This is a genomic window from Trinickia sp., assembly GCF_057351765.1.
Genome location: NZ_JBMRBK010000087.1, coordinates 1 through 20,692, shown reverse-complemented (window position 1 = coordinate 20,692; position 20,692 = coordinate 1). Strand labels below are relative to the sequence as shown.

Sequence of the window (20,692 nt, the reverse complement as noted above, 5' to 3'; positions counted from 1 at the left end):
TGCCCCGCGGCACTTTTTGCGCGGCGTCCTCGGTACGTTGCTGTCTCTCGCACTCGCGGTGCTGCTCGTCGCGCAGCTTGCCTGGTGGCAACGCGAAACCGTGATGGTCTATTGGCCCGGATCGCAGCCGCTGTTCGTCCGGGTATGCGCGCAGTTCGGTTGCCTGATTTCGCCACCGCGCGACATCGATGGCCTGCAAGTCGAGGCCTCGGACTTGCGCCAGATCGACGGCCCGCACAAACTCGAATTGCGCGTGCCTTTGCGCAACCGTTACAGCGTCGCGCTCGCGTATCCGGCCATCGAGCTGACGCTCTTCGACGCGAAGAACGAGGTCGCGATCCGGCGCGTATTATGGCCACAAGACTATCTGCCACCCGGCACGACGCTCGCGAACGGCTTGCCGCCGCGCACCTCGCAAACGATGATCGTGCGGCTCGATAGCGGCAACGCCATCGCCACGAACTTCCGCGTGCAGATTTTCTACCCGTAGTAGGACAACCGCGGGCCAGCCGGCGCGAGGCCGGTCGGCCCTTTAGTCGCAACCGCGATAACCCGAGTCGAATTTCCGGAGCACAACATGAGTCAAGTTACGCTGGGCGGCAACGCCATCGAAGTCGGCGGCACGTTTCCGTCGGTGGGCCAAAAGGCGCCCGAATTCTCGCTGGTCGGCAAGGATCTGAAGCCGGTCACGCTGGCCGATTTCGCCGGCAAGCGCAAAGTGCTGAACATCGTCCCGAGCCTCGACACGCCCACCTGCGCGACCTCCACGCGCAAGTTCAACGAAGCCGCGGCGAAGCTCGCCAATACCGCCGTGATCGTCGTGTCGGGCGATCTGCCGTTCGCCGCAACGCGCTTTTGCACGACCGAAGGCATCGAGAACGTCGTCACCGCATCGACGTTCCGCACGCCGGCGTTCGCACAGGCGTACGGGGTCGATATCAAGAGCGGGCCGCTTGCCGGATTGACGGCGCGCGCGGTCGTCGTCATCGACGAGAACGACAAAGTCGTGCACGCGCAGTTGGTCGAGGAAATCAAGAACGAGCCGAACTACGACGCGGCCCTCGGTGCTTTGAAGTAACAGGCCCGTGCATTGATGGACGCAGCGCCGCGCAGTAAAAGCGCGGCGCTTTGTCATGGTGCACTGCCGACAGACCCATCTTTCGACCCAACGAGGAACTTCTGCCTTGGCTACGCTGATCTGCGGCTCGCTCGCCTACGACAACATCATGACTTTCCAGGGGCGATTTCGCGACCACATCCTCCCCGAGCAGGTCCATATCCTGAACGTCAGCTTTCTCGTGCCCACGATGCGCCGGGAATTCGGCGGCTGCGCGGGCAACATCGCCTATGCGCTGAACCTTCTGGGCGGTGACGCGCGCATCATGGCGACGCTCGGCGCAATGGATGCGCAACCGTATCTCGATCGCTTCGCGAGCCTCGGCCTTGCAACGGATCATGTCCGTATCGTGCCGGACGCCTACTGTGCGCAGGCGATGATTACGACGGACCTGGACAACAACCAGATCACCGCGTTTCATCCGGGCGCGATGATGCAGTCGCACCTGAATCGCGCCGACGAAGCGCCCGGCGTCCGCCTTGCGATCGTCGCACCGGATGGCTTCGAGGGGATGGTCCAGCACACGGAGAAACTGGCGGCCGCCGGCATCCCGTTCATCTTCGATCCAGGTCAGGGCCTGCCGCTCTTCACGGGCGAGGCACTGCGGCGCGCCATTGAACTCGCGACATACGTCGCAGTCAATGACTACGAAGCGAAGCTGGTCTGCAACAAGACGGGCTGGACGCTCGCCGACATTGCCAGCCGCGTTGACGCGCTCATCGTGACCTACGGTGAAAACGGCGCGCACATCCATCATTCCGGAATCCGTGAAACCGTTCCGGTCGTCGCGGCGGCACGCGTCGTCGATCCGACCGGCTGCGGGGATGCGTTTCGCGGCGGCTTGCTATACGGCATCGAACGTGGCTTCGATTGGGCCACGACGGGTCGCTTGGCAAGTCTCATGGGCTCGCTCAAAATTGAACATTCGGGCCCGCAAACCTACGCGCCATCGCGCGATGAGATCAGTGAGCGGTTCGAGCAGGCGTTCGGTTACCGCCTGCCGTAATACTTCGAGGAGCAAAACAAAATGAAAACATCGGCTCGTGTGGCATTCGCCACGGTGCTCGTCAGCGCACTGGCGATGACGGGGTGCGCCTATAACAGCAGCTCGGCCGACGTCTACACCGCCGGCCAGGCGCAGCGCGAGCAAACCGTGCGCATGGGTACCGTCGAAAGCGTCAGGGGCGTGACGATCAGCTCCAACAACGGCCAGCCGACCGGAATCGGCGCACTCGGTGGCGGTGCTGCCGGCGCGGTCGCGGGCAGCACGATCGGCGGCGGAAAGGGGTCGATTCTCGCAGCCATTGCCGGCGGTCTCGTCGGCGCGGTCGCGGGCAATGCCGTCGAGAATGGCGTCGCCAAGCGTTCCGGGGTAGAGATCACCGTCCGGCTCGACAACGGCGACTTGCGCGCCATCACGCAAAGCGCGACCGGCGAAATCTTCCAAGCGGGAGATCGCGTGCGGCTGCTTTCGAGCGGCGGCGTAACGCGCGTCACCCACTGAGCCGCGCGCGTCGGCGGCGCAGCTGGGCTGTCGCAGAGTGCGACGGGCGGATGCGATGCTCGGACGCTGCATAAAAAAACCCGTCACCGGTAGCTGGTGACGGGTTTTTAACTGCATGGCCGCGACAACCCCGCCGCGGCCGCGCTTTCCTGCAACGACGCTTACGGACGCGAGCCCGTCGGGAACGGCCAAGCCGCAGCCGGGTTCAGTGCCGTCTTGACGCCCGGCGCGGCCGGCGAGGCAGCGGGCGCCGCAGGGGCAGCAGGCGTAGCAGGCGCAGCCTTCTTCGCGGCAGCCTTCTTCGCAGGGGCAGCCTTCTTCGCAGCGGCCTTCTTCGCAGGGGCAGCCTTCTTGGCGGCGGTCTTCTTCGCAGCGGCCTTCTTCGCAGGCGCGGCCTTCTTCGCAGCGGTTTTCTTGGCGGCAGCCTTCTTCGCAGGCGCAGCCTTCTTCGCCGCGGTCTTCTTTGCAGCGACCTTCTTCGCCGGAGCGGCCTTCTTCGCAGCGGCCTTCTTCGCCGGAGCTGCCTTCTTCGCTACGGTCTTCTTCGCCGCGACTTTCTTCGCTGCAACCTTCTTGGCCGGAGCTGCCTTCTTCGCAGCGGCCTTCTTCGCCGGAGCAGCCTTCTTCGCTACCGTCTTCTTCGCCGCGACCTTCTTCACTGCAACCTTCTTGGCCGGAGCCGCCTTCTTCGCAGCGGTCTTCTTCGCCGGAGCAGCTTTCTTTGCAGCGGGTTTCTTCTTGGCAGTTGCCATTGTTTTCTCCTTCAGGTTTCGAGAGTCAATTTGAACTACACCTCATCAAAACCCGCTTCCCGCTGCGCGCCGGTCAGGGCGCGCGCTGCGAAGCGGGCTATTCATCGGCGTACGCGAATGCAGCGCGCTTACGCTAATGAATACGGCAAGGCGTGCCGTGCCCGACGGCACAGCACGCCCAATCAAGTCGGCAACGCAGCGCACCGCGCTCGCGCCTGCCGGCAATCGCTTGAGTCGAGCTGACGGCCGCGCGGCCGCCAGCTTTTTCGAGGGGTAGTTCGCCCGTCCCACTGAAGGGTTCGCAAAGTGCCTATCATGTTTGTGGGCGGACCTGCCGCCGGGCACGCTCTGCATCAGGCGTTCTTGCTCCTAACCATATCCGCCGCGGTTCGCGCCGCGGCCACCCCAGCCAATCGTTTCGCGAGCGTTTCCTGTCATTCCCAGGAAAGCGCTCCGCCAGTTTGATATTCGATGACACGCGTCTCGAAGAAGTTGCGCTCCTTCTTCAGGTCGATCATCTCGCTCATCCACGGGAACGGGTTTTCCTCATTCGGGAACAGCGGATCGAGGCCGATCTGCTGGCACCGCCGATTGCAGATGAAGCGCAAGTAACTCTTGAACATGGAGGCGTTCAGTCCCAGCACGCCGCGCGGCATCGTGTCTTCCGCGTAGCGATACTCGAGATCGACCGCATGCCGGAACACCGCGCGGATCTCCTCGCGAAATGCCGGGGTCCACAAGTGCGGGTTCTCGAGCTTGATCTGGTTGATGAGGTCGATACCGAAGTTGCAGTGCATCGACTCGTCACGCAGGATGTACTGATATTGCTCCGCAGCACCCGTCATCTTGTTCTGCCGGCCGAGCGCAAGAATTTGCGTAAACCCGACGTAGAAGAAGAGCCCTTCCATCACACAGGCAAAGACGATCAGCGACTTGAGCAGTTGCTGATCCGCTTCGAGGGTGCCCGTCTTGAAGGCCGGATCGGTCAGCGTATGGATGAACGGGATCAGGAATTCGTCCTTGTCCCGGATCGACTTAACCTCGTGATAGGCATTGAAGATTTCGCCTTCATCGAGACCCAGCGATTCGACGATGTACTGGTATGCGTGGGTGTGGATCGCTTCTTCGAACGCCTGGCGCAGCAGGAACTGCCGGCACTCCGGTGCCGTGATGTGCCGGTAGGTGCCGAGCACGATGTTGTTCGCTGCCAGGGAGTCCGCCGTCACGAAGAAGCCGAGATTGCGCTTGACGACGCGGCGCTCGTCCTCGGTCAACCCGTTCGGATCCTTCCACAGGGCGATGTCGCGGGACATGTTGATTTCCTGCGGCATCCAATGATTCGCGCAGCCGGCCAGGTACTTCTCCCAAGCCCACTTGTACTTGAACGGCACGAGCTGATTGACGTCTGTCTTGCCGTTGATGATGCGCTTGTCGGCCACGTTCACGCGCGCTTCGGGCTCAGGAGCCGGCGCGGCTTCGGCCGTCACATAGGGGGCGACCGCGATATCGCCCGCGAAGATGTCTTGCGCCAACGGAGCCTGCGTCGCGCGATGCGACGCTGCTTGCGTTCCGACAACCGGCCCTGCGGGGTTGCGCAACGCATTCGCTTGCGAACCGCTCGAGGGAGTTACGGCAGTCGTCTCGTCATCCCAGTTGAGCATAAATTCTCACCATCAATTTAGAACGGTTTGTACCATCTTTTCACGAGCGATAAAAGGGTTCGCTCATGAAAATTCCTGTTTTCGATTCACGCTGCGACCTGCATACAACACTTTGATCGATGCCTCGGACAGTCGAGCACGCTCGATGACTCGACGATGCATGTGCTCAGTTCGATTTCTTCTCTCTCAGATGTGCAGCATCGTCGATGCCTGCTCTCGATTCGCGCCGCTCGCCAAGCCGAGCGAGCAGCGCGTCGATGCCGGCCGTTGTCCTTGCTACTGACAAGCCTCGCACTCATCGAAGCCCGGGTCGCCCGGACGCATCATGCATACGGGACCATCGGCTTGAGGCTCTACCGCCACTGCCGCCGCCGCATCGAGACCGCCCGAGGTCGAACCCGTCGCGCCGCCCATGGCACCGCCGCTCGCACCGAAGCCGCCCGCCGCGCCACCGCCGCCGAGGCCACCGTCGTTCGACGGCACCGCGTTGAGCGCGCCATGCGCGACCGTCGACTTCTCGACGTGCGTTGCTGCCATCGTTCGCAGGTAATAAGTAGTCTTGAGGCCCCTCACCCACGCCAGCTTGTAGACCTCGTCGAGCTTCTTGCCCGACGCGCCGCCCATGTAGATATTGAGCGACTGCGCCTGGTCGATCCACTTCTGCCGGCGCGCGGCCGCCTCGACGAGCCACTTCGGATCGACTTCGAACGCCGTCGCGTAGATGGCGCGCAGATCGGCCGGGACGCGATCGATGCGTGAAAGCGTGCCGTCGAAGTACTTCAGATCGGCGACCATGACCTCGTCCCAGAGGTTGCGAGCCTTCAGATCGCGCACGAGGTAGTCGTTCACGACCGTGAATTCACCCGACAGATTCGACTTCACATAAAGATTCTGGAAAGTCGGCTCGATACAGGCCGACACGCCGATGATGTTCGAGATCGTCGCCGTCGGCGCGATCGCCACGCAGTTCGAGTTGCGCATGCCATGAGTGGCGATGCGCGAGCGCAGCGTCGTCCAATCCATCGATTCGCTCGAATCGATCTCGACATAGCCGCCGCGCGCCTCGGCCAGCAGCTTCAACGTATCCTGCGGAAGAATGCCGCGATCCCAGAGCGAGCCGCGGTAGCTCGAGTAGCGGCCGCGCTCCTCGGCCAGCTCCGTCGACGCGTAGTAGGCGTAGTAGCAGACGGCTTCCATCGAGCGGTCGGCAAACTCGACCGCGGCGTCGGACGCGTACGGCGTACGCAGCAGGTGCAGGCAGTCCTGGAAACCCATGATGCCGAGACCGACCGGCCGGTGCTTGAGGTTCGAATTGCGCGCCTTCGGCACCGCGTAATAATTGATGTCGATGACGTTGTCGAGCATGCGCATCGCCACACTCACCGTGCGCTTGAGCTTGTCATGGTCGAGCAGATAGCTGCCGTCCGGCTGCCGGGTCATGTGCGCGACGAGGTTCACCGAGCCGAGATTGCACACGGCGATCTCGGTGTCGCTCGTGTTCAGCGTGATCTCGGTGCACAGGTTCGACGAATGGACGACACCGACGTGCTGCTGCGGCGAGCGCAAATTGCAAGGGTCCTTGAACGTAATCCAGGGATGCCCGGTCTCGAACAGCATGCCGAGCATCTTGCGCCAGAGTTGCGCCGCCGGGATGCGCTTGAAGAGCTTGATCTCGCCACGCGCGACCTTGTCTTCGTAAGCCGTATAAGCCGCCTCGAACTCGGTGCCGAATTTGTCGTGCAGATCGGGGCAGGTGGACGGCGAAAAGAGCGTCCAGTCGCCGCCTTCCATGACCCGCTTCATGAACAGGTCGGGAATCCAGTTCGCCGTGTTCATATCGTGCGTGCGGCGGCGGTCGTCGCCGGTGTTCTTGCGCAGCTCGAGGAATTCCTCGATGTCGAGGTGCCACGACTCCAGGTAGGCGCACACCGCACCCTTGCGCTTGCCGCCCTGGTTGACCGCCACCGCCGTATCGTTGACGACCTTCAGGAACGGCACGACGCCCTGCGACTTGCCGTTGGTACCCTTGATATGCGAGCCGAGCGCGCGCACGCGCGTCCAGTCGTTGCCGAGGCCGCCCGCGAACTTCGAGAGCAGCGCGTTTTCCTTGAGCGCTTCGTAAATGCCGTCGAGGTCGTCCGCAACCGTCGTCAGATAGCACGACGAAAGCTGCGAGCGGCGCGTGCCCGAGTTGAAGAGCGTCGGCGTCGAGCTCATGAAGTCGAACGTCGAGAGTACGTCGTAGAACTCGATGGCGCGCGCTTCGCGATCGATTTCGTTCAGCGCCAGGCCCATTGCCACGCGCATAAAGAATGCCTGCGGCATTTCGATTCGCGTGCCATCGACGTGTAGGAAGTAGCGGTCGTACAGCGTTTGCAAGCCCAGGTAGCCGAACTGCAGGTCGCGGCTCGCGTCGAGCGCGGCGCCGAGGCGCTTCATATCGAACTGCTGCAGCTTTTCGTCGAGCAGCTCGGCCTCGATGCCGCGCTTGATGAACTGCGGGAAATATTCGGCGTAGCGCTCGCTCATTTCGCGTTGCGTCACTTCCTCGCCGAGAATTTCGCGGCGGATCGTGTGCAGCAGGATGCGTGCCGTGACCTGGCTGTAGGCCGGGTCCTTTTCGATCATCGTGCGCGCCGCGAGAATCGCCGAGTCGTAGACCTGGCTCATCGGCACGCCGTCATAGAGGTTCTTGACCGTCTCGGCCACGATCGGCTCGGCGCTCACCGCATCGCCGAGATGCTCGCAGGCCGACTCGATCACCCCCGTCAGCGCCTTCATGTCGAGCGGGCGGCTGATGCCGTTGTCGACGACGTTGAGCCCCGACGATTGCACGGCCTCTTCGTGTTCCTGCGCACGTTCCTGAGTGCGCTTTTCGCGATAAAGGACGTAGGCTCGGGCGACGTTGTGCTCGCCGCCGCGCATGAGGGCCAGTTCGACCTGGTCCTGGATGTCCTCGATATGGAACGTGCCGCCGTTCGGACGGCTGCGCAGCAACGCGCGCACCACGCTCTGCGTGAGTTGCTCGACGAGTTCGCGCACGCGCGCCGATGCGGCGCCCTGCCCACCGTTGACGGCGAGGAAGGCTTTCGTCACGGCGATCGCGATTTTGGACGGCTCGAACGACACGACGCTGCCATTGCGGCGGATCACCTTGTAATCGGCGAACGTCGCCTGAGGCGCAAGCGGCTGCGGATGGCCTGCCTGTCCACCGACGGGGCGGCCCGTTGCCGCGCCCTGCTGGCTCGTCATGTTGTCGGTCGTTTGCATGTGCAAAGCTCCTGATCTTCGATGTGCGGACATGCCGCGGATTGGAACAACCGCCGCGCTACCCCGAGCGCGAACGATGAGGTGCGGGAATGGAAGAGACGCAATTCGGCTGCCGAGAGCCGACACGACGCGCAATGGACGATGGCCTTCTTCATTGTTCTAGCCATGTGAACGCCTCTTTCCCCGAAAGGGTGGCGGGCCCGGAAACGATGTCCGGTACCCACCGCCCGCGTCTTTTGCAACGCTTCGAGCGCTGCGGCGCTTTACCCCGATCGAAAGCACCGCCGGCGCACCGACACAACATATTGTGAATTTCAGCGTCGACCACACCAAGTATAGTAGACCGATGGGCCAACTCAAAAAGGTTTATTTGGCGCGCGACACTTGACTTTTGATTATTCGAGACAGGGCAAGGGCTTGGGCAAAACACAAGAGGGGCGCGGGTTTCGGCACCATCGGAAGGTGCTTTGTCCGCACGCGCTCAGCGATGCCGGTAGGGGAAATACCGATCGGCGAGACCGGCCTCGCGAGCCAATCGGTCCCAATCGAAATACGGTCCCGGGTCCGTCTTTCGGCCTGGCGCGATGTCGGCGTGACCGGCCAGCGCATCGATGGGATAGCGCGCCGCGAGCGCTCTCACCAGCTCGGCGAGCGTCTCGTACTGCGGCGGCTCGAAGCAGAGATCGTCCGTGCCCTCCAGCTCGATGCCGATGGAAAAATCGTTGCAGCGCGGCCGCCCGAAAAAGTCCGACGCTCCCGCATGCCACGCGCGCGCCTCGCAGGATACGAACTGCTCGAGCGCGCCATTGCGCGCGATCAGGAAATGGGAGGATACGCGCAGCCCGCGCAGATGTTCGTCGAAATACGGGTGCGCCGAGCAGTCGAGCCGGTTCTGAAACAGTTCGGTAATGGCGCTGCCGCCGAACTCGCCGGGCGGCAGACTGATGTTGTGGATGACGATGAGCGAAGGTGCGACGCCCTCGGGCCGCGCCTCGCAATTAGGCGACGGCGATATATGCGCCAAGCTGACCCAACCGTCCGTGTCGACGGCGACACGCTCATCGCGCATCGACGTTCACCGTGTCCCCGCCGCGCGCGCAGTGTAGGGACGCGCATGTTCCGCACAGCAAAAGTACTGTTGGCCGACGAGGACCGACTCGCTCCTGGGCGCATGGACGCCGCAGGCCGCGCACCGTTCCACGGGCTCCGCGAGGGACGGCGTGTTTCGACGCCGCGCGCTGCGAGCGGAGGACGACGCGCCCCGCCCCGCATCGGCGCGCGCATTGCCGCGCGCCTGCCCCGCCCGTTGCAGTTTGACGAGCCAGCGAGCCGCCAGCACGAAGACAATGAGAAGTAGAAGTTGTCGCATCGGTCACACCACCGGGCGATGCAAAAGCACCTCGAAAACGAAACGGCTGCCGACATAGGCGAGCAGCAAAGCCGCGAATGACGCCAGCACCCACCGCAGCGCAGCACGTCCGCGCCACCCCGACACACGCCGCGCCGTCAACAGCGCACCGAACATCACCCATGAGAGCAACGCGAAGACGGTCTTGTGGTCGAGCGTGAGCGCGCGGTCGACGAGTTGCTCGCTAAAGAGAATGCCCGATAGCAGCGTCAGCGTGAGCAGCACGAAACCCGCTGCGATCAGCCTGAACAGCAGCTTTTCGAGCGTCAGCAGCGCAGGCAAGGTATCGAGCCAGCTCGCAAGCCAGCCACCGGCCGCGTGCCGTTCGATGGAGCCGCGCATGGCGTGCAGCCGCCGTTCGGCAAACAGCATCAGTACCGCATGCAGCGCGGCGATCGCGAAGAGGCCATAAGCCACGTTCGCAATGATGAAATGCAATTTGAATAGCGGCGCGGCGGCGTACGGAAGTACGCGCACGCCGCCGAAAAAGAGCGGCAGCAAGGACGCAGCGGCGGCCAGCGGCAGCACCAGCAGGCGCAACCCGTCGAGCGGAAAGAAAAAGCTTTCGATCCAGTAAATGCCGGCGCCGAGCCAGAACATCGCCGACAGCGCGAAGGCGAAGCCGAACACCATCGCGTCGCGCGGGAAAATGGTCGTGTGCAGCAGCACCCCGTGCACCACGAGCGCCACGCAAAGCAGGCCCCGTTCCGTCGGCGTCATGCCCGATGCCGCGGCGCGCAGCGAGCTGGCCCCCACGTGCGCGACGTTCGGGAACATCGCGGGAGCGCCGCCGCGCCCGCCTGCCGCGACGGTGCGGTAAGCGCGCCAACCCGTTACGGCGAGGCCGCCGTACAAGAGTGCGGTGAGGGCATACAGTACAATGTCCATGTTCCGCAGTTTACACTAGCGGCCGCACCGGCTCGACCGGCCCGCACCGTTCACGTTCTGTTTTCCCGCCTCCCATGCTCGACACTCTCACTCAACGGATGGCGCGCGTCGTCAAGACGCTGCGCGGAGAAGCCCGCCTCACCGAAGCCAATACGCAGGACATGCTGCGCGAGGTACGCCTGGCCCTGCTCGAAGCCGACGTCGCACTGCCTGTCGTGCGCGATTTCGTCGCCAAGGTGAAAGAAAAGGCGCTCGGCGAAGACGTCGTCGGCAGTCTGTCGCCGGGCCAGGCGCTCGTCGGTGTCGTGCAGCGCGAGCTGACCGCAGTCATCGGTGGCGATTACGCCGGGCAGGCCGCCGAGCTCGATCTCGCCGTCACACCGCCCGCCGTCATTCTCATGGCCGGCCTGCAAGGCGCCGGCAAGACCACGACCGTCGGCAAGCTCGCCAAGCTGCTGCGCGAGCAGTACAAGAAGAAAGTGCTGACCGTCTCGTGCGACGTCTACCGGCCGGCCGCGATCGCGCAGTTGAAAACAGTCACCGAGCAAGTCGGCGCCGAATTCTTTCCCTCGCAGCCGGACCAAAAACCCGTCGACATCGCTGTTGCCGCCGTCGACTGGGCGAAGCGCCACTATCACGACGTCCTGATCGTCGATACGGCGGGCCGTCTCGGCATCGACGAAGCGATGATGCAGGAAATCTCCGCGCTGCACGCCGCGCTGAAGCCGGCGGAAACCCTTTTCGTCGTCGATGCGATGCTGGGCCAGGACGCTGTCAACACGGCGAAGGCGTTCAACGACGCCCTGCCGCTCACTGGCGTCGTGCTCACGAAGCTGGACGGCGACTCACGCGGCGGCGCCGCGCTTTCGGTGCGCCACATCACCGGCAAGCCGATCAAGTTCGTCGGCGTGGCCGAAAAGCTGGACGGGCTCGAGATTTTCTATCCGGAGCGGATGGCGAACCGGATCCTCGGCATGGGCGACATTCTTGCGCTCGTGGAAGAGGCGCAGCGCAACGTCGACGTAAAAGCTGCCCAGAAGTTGGCGGACAAGGTCAAAAAGGGCGGCGACTTCGACCTCAACGATTTTCGCGCGCAGCTCTCGCAGATGAAGAACATGGGCGGGCTTTCAACGCTGATGGACAAGCTGCCGGCCCAGTTCCAGCAGGCGGCTGCCGGCGCCGACATGAGCCAGGCCGAAAAACAGATGCGCCGGATGGAAGGCATCATCAACTCGATGACCCCGCGCGAGCGCGCCAAGCCCGAGCTCATCAAGGCCACGCGCAAACGCCGCATCGCCGCGGGCGCGGGCGTCCAGGTGCAGGAGGTCAACCGCATGCTGAATCAATACGAGCAGATGCGCACGATGATGAAAAAGCTCAAAGGCGGCAACCTGCAGAAGATGATGCGCGGCATGAAGGGTATGCTGCCGGGTATGCGCTGAAGCCAGCGCTATGGGCAAACAGGTGGCATACGCCGCCATGCCGCACTATATATAGACGATAGACACCGCTCGTTCGACGCCACCATGAATCGCGAAGAAGCTTTCCATATCTTCAGCCACTCCGAAGAAATCGTCCCGGCCGACGAAGTGAGCGCCTCGATTGCGCGCATGGCCGAGGAGATGCGGGCCCAGATGAGCGACGATTTCCCGCTCGTGCTGTCGGTGATGGGCGGTGCCGCCGTCTTTACCGGCATGCTGCTGCCTCATCTCGACTTTCCCCTCGAGTTCGATTACATCCATCTCACGCGCTACCGCAACACCACGAAGGGCAGTGCCGAGATGCAATGGCGCGTCGCGCCGGCCGAATCGGTCAAAGACCGCGTCGTGCTCGTGCTCGACGACATCCTCGACGAAGGCGAAACGATGGCCGCGATCCGCGACCGCATCCTCGCGATGGGCGCGAAGCGGTTCATGAGCGCGGTGCTCTGCGAGAAGACCCTGCAAAAGAGCAAGCCGCTCTACCCTGACTTCTGTGGATTCAAAGTGCCCGATCGGTATGTGTTCGGCTGCGGCATGGATGCGCGCGGCTACTGGCGCAATCTGCCGGCCATTCGGGCGCTGACGGAAGGCGCCTGACGCGCTCGACGCTCCCCGCCAGCGTACACGGGCCCCAAGCGGGCCCGTGCTTTTTTCAGCGAACCGCCATTGCCGAGCGCACCCGCGCGGTGGCGAACGCCGCCGCTTCATCGGCAGGCACGAGCGTCGGCTCGGTGTCGCGCCGACCCTGATATTCGATCTTCCCGTCTTTCAAGCCACGCTCGCCGATGACGAGCCGATGCGGCACGCCGATCAATTCCCAATCGGCAAACATGACACCGGGCCGCTCGCCGCGGTCGTCGAGAATCACGTCGACACCGGCCTCGGTGAGCTGCGCGTAGAGCTTGTCCGCCGCCTCGCGCACGGCCTCGCTGCGCTCATAGCCCATCGGGCACAACACGAGTTCGAACGGCGCGATCGCCTCGGGCCAGATGATGCCGCGCTCGTCGTTGTTCTGCTCGATGGCGGCGCCGAGGATCCGCGTGATACCGATGCCGTAGCAACCCATCACCATGGATTGCGGCTTGCCGGTCTCGTCGAGAAAACTCGCGCCCATCGCGTCGGAGTACTTCGTGCCAAGCTGGAAGACATGACCGACCTCGATCCCGCGGCAAATCTCGAGCGTGCCGCGGCCGTCGGGCGACGGATCGCCCGGTTTGACGTTGCGGATATCGGCCACCTCGGGTTCGGGCAGATCGCGGCCCCAGTTCACGCCGGTCGTGTGGTAGTCGATCTCGTTGGAGCCGACGACGAAATCGCTCATCCGCGCAACGGTCCGGTCCGCAATGACTTTCACGGGCTTCTTGGTGCCGATCGGGCCGAGATAGCCGGGCGGCGTACCGAACCACTGAACGATCTCCTCTTCGGTCGCGAAACGAAAATCCTTGAGCCCGGGCAGCTTGGCCGTCTTGATTTCGTTGAGATCATGATCGCCGCGCAACATCAGCAGCCAGATCGTGGGTTCGGCGCCCTCATTGTCCGTCGCAAGCACGATCGACTTGATCGTCCGCTCGAGCGGAATGCCAAGGAGCTCCGCCACCGCCTCGCATTTCGCCTTGCCCGGCGTAGCGGTTTTCGTCATCGCTTCGCGCGGCGCGGCGCGCTCGGCGATGAGCGGCAGTGCCTCGGCAGCCTCGACGTTCGCCGCGAAATCGGAATTCGGACAGTAGGCGATGTCATCCTCGCCTGTCGAGGCGATCACGTGGAACTCCTGCGACTTGTTGCCGCCGATGGCCCCGCTATCGGCCGCAACGGCGCGAAACTCGAGGCCGATGCGGGTGAAGATGCGTACGTAGGCCTCGTACATCTTGCGATACGACTCGTCGAGCCCGGCTTGATCCTTATCGAACGAATACGCGTCCTTCATCGTGAACTCGCGCCCGCGCATCACCCCGAAGCGAGGACGGATCTCATCCCGAAACTTCGTCTGCACCTGATAGAAGTTCACCGGCAATTGCCGATAGCTCTTGATCTGATTGCGCGCGATATCGGTGACGACTTCCTCGTGCGTCGGCCCCATCACGAAGTCTCCGTCCTTGCGGTCCTTGAAGCGAAGCAATTCCGGTCCGTATTGCTTCCATCGCCCCGACTCCTGCCAGAGCTCGGCGGGCTGCACAGCGGGCATCAGCAGCTCGAGCGCCCCTGCGCGGTTCATCTCCTCGCGCACGATGGCTTCCACCTTGCGAATCGAGCGCAGGCCGACTGGCAGATAGCTGTAAATGCCGCCCGCAACTCGGCGGATCATGCCCGCGCGGACCATCAATTTATGGCTGACGACTTCCGCGTCGGCCGGAGCTTCCTTCAGGGTGCCGATAAAAAAACGGGACGCTTTCATTCAGTTTTCCAAAAGCGGCGGCCCAAGGCGGGCCGCCAAAAGAAGGGAACGAGCGGATTCGGGGCCGGGCAGGCCCGCCGCGCCGCACGCGAGTCGCCTGCCCATACCCCAGATGACGATTCGTCCGGCATGCGGCCGGAACAGGCGGGGCGGTAAGCCTCGCAAGACGTCCGGGCCGTGCTGGTACTTGCCGATGCGGAACACTCGTTATCTGTTTATAATCAAAGCAATTTTAAAGGATTCGAAGGTGGTTGTATGCTGGATCGCGAAGGCTTTCGCCCGAACGTCGGCATCATCCTCTTGAACGCGCACAACGAGGTGTTTTGGGGCAAGCGGCTGCGTGAACATTCCTGGCAGTTTCCGCAAGGCGGCATCAAATATGGTGAGACGCCCTTGCAAGCGATGTATCGGGAGTTACACGAAGAAACCGGCCTGCGTCCGGAACACGTCAAAATCATCGGTCGCACGCGCGACTGGCTGCGTTACGAGGTGCCGGACAAGTTCATCAAGCGCGAAGTACGCGGGCACTATCGCGGCCAGAAGCAGATCTGGTTCTTGCTCCGCATGGTCGGCCGCGATTGCGACATCTGCCTGCGCGCCACCGACCATCCGGAATTCGATGCTTGGCGTTGGAACGAATACTGGGTGCCGCTCGATGCCGTCATCGAGTTCAAGCGGGATGTTTATCAGTTGGCGTTGACCGAGCTGTCGCGGTTTTTGCGTCGCCCGGCGCCAAGGCATGACAAGCCGCGCGGCAAGAACGGACAATCGAAGCAGCCGCCGGCCTGCTCCGAATCCGAGCCGGCCCTCGCCGCGGTGCTCTCGGCGGGCGCGGGCGTCGTCATGATCGAAGCGACAGTCGATGCGTCGGCAGACATGCCCTGCCCATCGAGCCCGTCCGCCGTCACTGCCCCCGAGTAGCGCGAGGCGGTAATGGAATAGCCGGAAAGTCGCGAACGGGCGCTATCATTCGGTTCTCCGAATCATCGTGCCCGTTTTTCGAGGAACCCATATTGAAAGCGACGACTCTCGCCATGGCCGCGCTGGCGGCCTGCGCCGTGCTGGCCGGCTGCTCGCACACTCCCAAGTCCCACACCGAAGCCTCGGACAAGGACGAGAGCACCTTCACTTACCTGCTCGAACGCCAGTCGAAGTGGACCGAAAACAAGCTGGATGCGCTGCCGCCATTGCCGCAATCGGCCAATTTGTTGCCTTTCGAGGTTTCGCAAAATACGCCGCTGCGCTTCGCGGTCGACGCTAAATCGATCGATGTCGGCTCGGACGGCGTCGTGCGCTACACCATCGTGGTCACGAGCCCCTCGGGGGCGCAGAACATCAATTACGAGGGCATTCGCTGCGACAACTACGAGTGGCGGCAATACGCGGGGTTGAACGCGGATCACAACGGTTGGGACAGCAGCGTTGCCACGCGCTGGCGCCGCATCGAAAACGGCGATCTCAACGCCTATCAGGCCACGCTCTACAAAGATTACTTCTGCGCGAACAAGTTGCCGGCGGCCTCGGCGAAAACCATCGTCAACAATATCCGCTACGGGCGTACGGCAGCGTCATTGATTCATTGACGCAGGACACCTGCGGCGCATGCAAACCACGATTGCGCCGCCATCAGTCTCTCTAGACCAGCACCAAATTGTCGCGGTGAATCAGCTCGGGCTCGAGCATGTAGCCGAGGATCGACTCGATCTCGGCACTGGGCTTGCGATGGATGAGCTTCGCTTCCGCGCTGCTGTAGTTGGTGATACCGCGCGCGATTTCGCGTCCAGCCGCGTTGAGACACGCGATGACTTCGCCCCGCGCAAACGCGCCATGCACATCGACGATACCGATCGGCAAAAGACTCTTGCCGCCGGCGGTCAGTTTTTCGACCGCGCCATCGTCGATGACGACATGTCCACGCACTTGCAGATGATCTGCCATCCACTGCTTGCGCGCGGCGAGCCGGGCCGTGCGCGCGACGAGTTGCGTGCCGATGGCCTCGCCGGCTGCCAGCCGCACGAGAACATCGGCCTCCCGCCCGCTTGCAATCACGGTATTGGCGCCGCTGCCTGCCGCCCGCTTGGCCGCGAGAATCTTGGTGAGCATGCCGCCTCGGCCGATACTGGAGCCGGCACCGCCCGCCATTGCCGCCAACTCCGGCGCTCCGGCATCGGCCTCGCGCACCAGCTCGGCGGCGGCGTCCTTGCGTGGATCCGCTGTGAAAAGCCCGAGCTGATCGGTGAGAATAATTAGGGCATCGCCCTCGATCAGGTTGGCGACGAGCGCGCCGAGCGTGTCGTTGTCGCCAAACTTGATCTCGTCTGTGACTACGGTGTCGTTCTCGTTGATGATCGGCACGACCCCGAGTGCAAGGAGCGTCAGCAGTGTCGAGCGCGCATTCAGATATCGCTCGCGGTCGGCGAGGTCGGCGTGCGTGAGCAGGATCTGCGCCGTCCGGATGCCGTGTTCGGCAAACCGGCTTTCGTAGACCTGAGCGAGGCCCATCTGGCCCACGGCGGCAGCGGCCTGGAGCTCGTCGATTTCCCTCGGACGTTTCACCCAACCGAGGCGCTGCATTCCCTCGGCAATGGCACCCGAGCTCACGAGGACCACCTCTTTGCCAAGCCCACGCAACTGCGCGATCTGCGCAGCCCAGCGCCCGATGGCGGCTTGGTCGAGTCCCCGCCCGTCATTCGTGACGAGGCTCGAACCCACTTTGACTACCAGGCGTTTCGAATCGGCGATGACAGAGCGCATCGTGCGAAAGTCTCCAATTGAATAGCGCGGGTAAAGCGGCCTGCGCAACGCTGCGGCGCGCAATCCTCCGCGCCGCCGGCCGCGATCGTGAAGCGACCGCTACGCGCTTGGCGCGCCGCCTTCCGGTTCAGTCGACGAAGGTCCACCGCGAAATCGTACGTCCGCCGCGAGATCTTCGGCTTGCTCCGCGCGATGGGCGTCAGAGTGGGCGGCAAGGTAATCGTAGATGGCGTAGCAAAGGTTTTCGCAACCGAAACCGGTGAGCGCCGAAATCTCGAAAACGGGGCCGGTCCATTCGAAGCGCGCGAGAAAATCCGCAACCCGCGCCTGCCGCTCGTCCTCCGGCACCATATCGAGCTTGTTGAGCACGAGCCAGCGCGGTTTTTGAAAGAGCGCTTCGTCGTACTTGCGCAGCTCGCCCACGATCGCACGAGCTTCCGCCACGGGATCGACGCTTTCATCGAAGGGCGCGAGATCGACGAGATGCAGCAGCAAGCCGGTGCGCTGCAGGTGACGCAAAAACTGGTGACCGAGGCCCGCACCTTCGGCCGCGCCCTCGATCAAGCCGGGGATGTCGGCAATCACGAAGCTCTTGCTGGGGCCCACCCGCACCACGCCGAGATTCGGCGCGAGCGTCGTGAACGGATAGTCCGCGATCTTCGGCCTGGCATTCGATACGGAAGAAATGAATGTCGACTTGCCGGCGTTCGGCATGCCGAGCAGGCCCACGTCGGCCAGCACTTTGAGTTCGAGCCGCAACATACGCCGCTCGCCGGGCTTGCCCTCGGTCTTTTGCCGCGGCGCGCGATTGGTACTCGACTTGAAGTGGAGATTGCCGAGGCCGCCGGCGCCGCCCTGGGCGACGAGGACCGTCTGCTCGTGTTCGGTGAGATCCGCGATGAGCTCGCCGGTGTCCTGATCGGTGATGACCGTGCCCACCGGCATACGCAGGACGATATCGTCGCCGCCCTTGCCGTAGCAATCCGAGCCGCGCCCGTTCTCGCCGTTGCGCGCCTGATGCTTCTTCGCGTAGCGGTAGTCGATCAGCGTGTTGATGTTGCGATCCGCGATGGCATAGACACTGCCGCCACGGCCACCGTCGCCGCCGTCGGGTCCGCCGAACGGAACGAATTTCTCGCGGCGCATCGACGCGCTGCCGTCGCCGCCGTCGCCGGCGATCACCTCGATCCGCGCTTCGTCAATGAACTTCATCTATTGCTCCGTCCCGTGTTTTCGATATTGTGCCGCGCCGGCCGACGATGACCAAGCCGGCCAACGCCATGCCAGCGGGACAGGGACGCCACTTCGCGTGGGCTTGCAGCCCTGCCTGAGCCAAAGCGCAAACTGCGCTTGCAACAAAAAAGCCCCGCCATTTCGCGGGGCCTTCTCGGTTTATCGCACCCGTGTCCGGTCGAACTCAGACCGCAGCCGGGATGACGTTGACCATGTGCTTCTTGGCTGCGCCTTTCGTCGTGAACTTGACGTGGCCGTCGACCAGCGCGAACAGCGTATGATCCTTGCCGAGACCGACGTTGTCGCCCGGGTGCATACGCGTGCCGCGTTGGCGAACGATGATGCCGCCTGCGTTGATCGCCTGGCCGCCGTACACCTTCACACCGAGGCGTTTCGACTCGGAGTCGCGGCCGTTGCGGGAAGACCCGCCTGCTTTCTTGTGTGCCATCTGATTGCTCCTTGACCGGTGCGCTTACGCGTTGATCGCGTCAATGCGCAGTTCGGTGTAATTCTGGCGGTGACCAGCGTGCTTCTGGTAGTGCTTCCGGCGACGCATCTTGAAGATGGTCAATTTCGGATGCCGACCGTGTGATACGACGGTAGCCTTGACGGAAGCCCCACTGACCAGCGGAGAACCGAATTTGATCGATTCACCTTCGCCCACTGCGAGCACCTGGTCCAGCGTGATTTCAGCGTCAATGTCTGCCGGTATCTGTTCTACTTTCAATTTTTCGCCGACGGCAACTTTGTACTGCTTGCCACCGGTTTTTATGACCGCGTACATTGATAACCTCACTCTGTATTCCGCCGTTGCACCGATTCCGCCCGTCGTTCCGCCGCCTGAACATCCAGGACGCGTGCCGGGGACGTCGCCCGCACAACAGCATTCCTCTTCCACGCACCGCGCGTGAAAACGCGTGATTATACATGGGGTTAGCTGCAAGGTCAAAACTTCCGGCGTAACCCGCCTTTCAGCGGTCCGATCCTCTTTCCGTCGCGCGGCGCCTCCGATGCGGCCCCAATGATGCCGGCGCGGCGGCTCGATTCGCCGGGGCGAGTACGTCGCATGCGCCTCGGAACCGTTGATAACCCTTTATAATCCGCGGCACTACCCATTTTTCTCATCATGTCGTCGACCGCCACCTCCCCTCCCAGCGCAGCCAACCTGCTTGCCCCTATCACCGAAGATATGGAGCAGGTCAATCGCGTCATCCGGCAACGTTTGGCCTCCGAGGTGTTCCTGATCAACCAGATCTCGGAATACATCATCGGCGCGGGCGGCAAAAGACTGCGTCCGGCGCTGCTGTTGCTCGTCGCGCGCGCGCTCGGCGACACCACGGGTCACCGGCACGAGCTCGCGGCCGTCGTCGAATTCATTCATACGGCCACCCTGCTGCACGACGATGTCGTCGACGAATCGGACCTGCGCCGCGGCCGCAAGACGGCCAATGCGCTGTTCGGCAACGCGGCCAGTGTGCTCGTCGGCGATTTCCTCTACTCGCGATCGTTCCAGATGATGGTCGGCGTCGGCAAGATGCGCGTCATGGAGATCCTCTCTGAAGCGACGAACATCATTTCCGAGGGCGAAGTCCTGCAGTTGCTCAATATGCATGACGCCGATGTCGACGAGACCCGCTATATGCAGGTCATTCGTTACAAGACGGCCAAGCTATTCGAGGCCGCTGCCCAACTCGGCGCGGTACTCGCGGGAGCGGACGCCACCACGGAAGCGGCCGCCGCGGAGTTTGGGCGCCGCATCGGCACGTCCTTCCAGATCATGGACGACTGGCTCGATTACACCGGTACGGCCGAATCGATGGGCAAGAACGCCGGCGACGATTTGCGCGAGGGGAAACCGACGCTGCCGCTCATCTATCTGATCGAGCGCGGCACACCGGAGCAATCGGCGCTTGCCCGTCAAGCGATCGAGCACGGCGGCACCGACCGGTTCGAAACGATCTTCGATGCCATTACCCGCTCGGGGGCGCTCGACCATACGCTCGAGTGTGCGAAGCGCGAGGCACAAGCAGCGGCCGCGGCAATTTCATCGTTCCCGGATTCCCATTACAAGGAAAGCCTGATAGAATTATGTTCTTACTCGACGGCGAGGCAGTCCTGAAAGCGACTGATCTGCTTGAGTAGTCCAATTCGGGGTGTAGCTTAGCCTGGTAGAGCGCTACGTTCGGGACGTAGAGGCCGGAGGTTCGAATCCTCTCACCCCGACCAGAATTT

General features: G+C 63.0%; 20 protein-coding genes, 1 tRNA gene and 1 pseudogene. 10 read left to right on the top strand and 12 right to left on the bottom strand.

All coding sequences use genetic code 11. From position 1 onward, the window contains the following. From ACO1XS_RS23960 to ACO1XS_RS23945, 4 genes are all read left to right on the top strand, one after another. Nucleotides 1-490 (top strand): DUF3426 domain-containing protein (locus ACO1XS_RS23960; protein ID WP_486391884.1); only part of this gene is annotated, 490 nt, incomplete at its 5' end. 87 nt (nucleotides 491-577) lie between these two features. Continuing rightward, nucleotides 578-1,078 (top strand): thiol peroxidase, encoded by a 501-nt coding sequence (tpx, locus tag ACO1XS_RS23955; RefSeq protein ID WP_331571396.1) that lies wholly within the window; start codon nucleotides 578-580, stop codon nucleotides 1,076-1,078. A 106-nt stretch (nucleotides 1,079-1,184) separates the two neighbouring features. After that, nucleotides 1,185-2,123: a carbohydrate kinase family protein gene (locus tag ACO1XS_RS23950; protein ID WP_486391883.1), complete on the top strand. Its 939-nt coding sequence runs from the start codon at nucleotides 1,185-1,187 to the stop codon at nucleotides 2,121-2,123. 21 nt (nucleotides 2,124-2,144) lie between these two features. After that, entirely contained in the window at nucleotides 2,145-2,621 is a 477-nt protein-coding gene (locus ACO1XS_RS23945) for an outer membrane lipoprotein (protein WP_331571400.1), read from the top strand. 161 nt (nucleotides 2,622-2,782) lie between these two features. Here the strand turns inward: ACO1XS_RS23945 and ACO1XS_RS23940 are convergent, their stop codons facing one another. From ACO1XS_RS23940 to ACO1XS_RS23910, 7 genes and pseudogenes are all read right to left on the bottom strand, one after another. Continuing rightward, a complete protein-coding gene (locus ACO1XS_RS23940) occupies nucleotides 2,783-3,373 on the bottom strand; it encodes a histone H1-like DNA-binding protein (RefSeq protein WP_414720286.1) in 591 nt (196 codons plus the stop codon). Between the two features lie 35 nt (nucleotides 3,374-3,408). Next, a pseudogene (locus ACO1XS_RS23935) lies at nucleotides 3,409-3,727 on the bottom strand (hypothetical protein). Between the two features lie 80 nt (nucleotides 3,728-3,807). Further along, nucleotides 3,808-5,034: a ribonucleotide-diphosphate reductase subunit beta gene (locus ACO1XS_RS23930; protein WP_331571406.1), complete on the bottom strand. Its 1,227-nt coding sequence runs from the start codon at nucleotides 5,032-5,034 to the stop codon at nucleotides 3,808-3,810. Nucleotides 5,035-5,310: 276 nt separating this feature from the next. Beyond that, nucleotides 5,311-8,304 carry a ribonucleoside-diphosphate reductase subunit alpha gene (locus ACO1XS_RS23925; RefSeq protein WP_331571408.1) on the bottom strand — a complete coding sequence of 998 codons (2,994 nt, stop codon included), beginning with the start codon at nucleotides 8,302-8,304 and terminating at the stop codon, nucleotides 5,311-5,313. 481 nt (nucleotides 8,305-8,785) lie between these two features. Further along, on the bottom strand, nucleotides 8,786-9,373 hold the full coding sequence (ampD, locus tag ACO1XS_RS23920; RefSeq protein WP_486391882.1) for a 1,6-anhydro-N-acetylmuramyl-L-alanine amidase AmpD: 588 nt from the start codon (nucleotides 9,371-9,373) through the stop codon (nucleotides 8,786-8,788). Nucleotides 9,374-9,379: 6 nt separating this feature from the next. Continuing rightward, nucleotides 9,380-9,673, bottom strand: coding sequence for a PP0621 family protein (locus ACO1XS_RS23915; RefSeq protein ID WP_331571412.1), 294 nt, complete (start codon nucleotides 9,671-9,673; stop codon nucleotides 9,380-9,382). Nucleotides 9,674-9,676: 3 nt separating this feature from the next. Then, on the bottom strand, nucleotides 9,677-10,600 hold the full coding sequence (locus ACO1XS_RS23910) for a cytochrome C assembly family protein (RefSeq protein WP_331571414.1): 924 nt from the start codon (nucleotides 10,598-10,600) through the stop codon (nucleotides 9,677-9,679). Between the two features lie 74 nt (nucleotides 10,601-10,674). Here ACO1XS_RS23910 and ffh point away from each other — a divergent pair, with 74 nt between their 5' ends. Beyond that, a complete protein-coding gene (gene ffh / locus ACO1XS_RS23905; RefSeq protein WP_331571416.1) occupies nucleotides 10,675-12,042 on the top strand; it encodes a signal recognition particle protein in 1,368 nt (455 codons plus the stop codon). Nucleotides 12,043-12,126: 84 nt separating this feature from the next. Continuing rightward, entirely contained in the window at nucleotides 12,127-12,678 is a 552-nt protein-coding gene (locus ACO1XS_RS23900) for a hypoxanthine-guanine phosphoribosyltransferase (RefSeq protein ID WP_331571418.1), read from the top strand. A gap of 55 nt (nucleotides 12,679-12,733) precedes the next feature. On the opposite strand, the gene ACO1XS_RS23895 is transcribed toward ACO1XS_RS23900, so the two are convergent. Beyond that, entirely contained in the window at nucleotides 12,734-14,473 is a 1,740-nt protein-coding gene (locus tag ACO1XS_RS23895) for a proline--tRNA ligase (protein WP_331571420.1), read from the bottom strand. Nucleotides 14,474-14,728: 255 nt separating this feature from the next. Here ACO1XS_RS23895 and ACO1XS_RS23890 point away from each other — a divergent pair, with 255 nt between their 5' ends. Together ACO1XS_RS23890 and ACO1XS_RS23885 are read left to right on the top strand one after the other, a co-directional pair. Then, nucleotides 14,729-15,394 (top strand): RNA pyrophosphohydrolase, encoded by a 666-nt coding sequence (locus tag ACO1XS_RS23890; protein WP_331571481.1) that lies wholly within the window; start codon nucleotides 14,729-14,731, stop codon nucleotides 15,392-15,394. Nucleotides 15,395-15,486: 92 nt separating this feature from the next. Next, a complete protein-coding gene (locus tag ACO1XS_RS23885; RefSeq protein ID WP_331571422.1) occupies nucleotides 15,487-16,056 on the top strand; it encodes a CNP1-like family protein in 570 nt (189 codons plus the stop codon). Nucleotides 16,057-16,108: 52 nt separating this feature from the next. On the opposite strand, the gene proB is transcribed toward ACO1XS_RS23885, so the two are convergent. From proB to rplU, 4 genes are all read right to left on the bottom strand, one after another. Continuing rightward, nucleotides 16,109-17,227, bottom strand: coding sequence for a glutamate 5-kinase (proB, locus tag ACO1XS_RS23880; RefSeq protein WP_486391881.1), 1,119 nt, complete (start codon nucleotides 17,225-17,227; stop codon nucleotides 16,109-16,111). Nucleotides 17,228-17,326: 99 nt separating this feature from the next. Further along, the gene (gene cgtA, locus ACO1XS_RS23875) at nucleotides 17,327-18,439 is read right to left on the bottom strand and encodes an Obg family GTPase CgtA (protein WP_331571426.1); all 1,113 of its coding nucleotides are present in this window, start codon (nucleotides 18,437-18,439) and stop codon (nucleotides 17,327-17,329) included. A 205-nt stretch (nucleotides 18,440-18,644) separates the two neighbouring features. Further along, nucleotides 18,645-18,908: a 50S ribosomal protein L27 gene (rpmA, locus tag ACO1XS_RS23870; protein WP_173257976.1), complete on the bottom strand. Its 264-nt coding sequence runs from the start codon at nucleotides 18,906-18,908 to the stop codon at nucleotides 18,645-18,647. Nucleotides 18,909-18,932: 24 nt separating this feature from the next. Then, a complete protein-coding gene (gene rplU / locus ACO1XS_RS23865) occupies nucleotides 18,933-19,244 on the bottom strand; it encodes a 50S ribosomal protein L21 (protein ID WP_331571428.1) in 312 nt (103 codons plus the stop codon). Nucleotides 19,245-19,586: 342 nt separating this feature from the next. On the opposite strand from rplU, the gene ACO1XS_RS23860 reads away from it, so the two are divergent. Then, nucleotides 19,587-20,579, top strand: coding sequence for a polyprenyl synthetase family protein (locus tag ACO1XS_RS23860; protein ID WP_331571430.1), 993 nt, complete (start codon nucleotides 19,587-19,589; stop codon nucleotides 20,577-20,579). A gap of 30 nt (nucleotides 20,580-20,609) precedes the next feature. Continuing rightward, nucleotides 20,610-20,686 (top strand) — tRNA-Pro (locus ACO1XS_RS23855). Nucleotides 20,687-20,692: the final 6 nt, after the last annotated feature.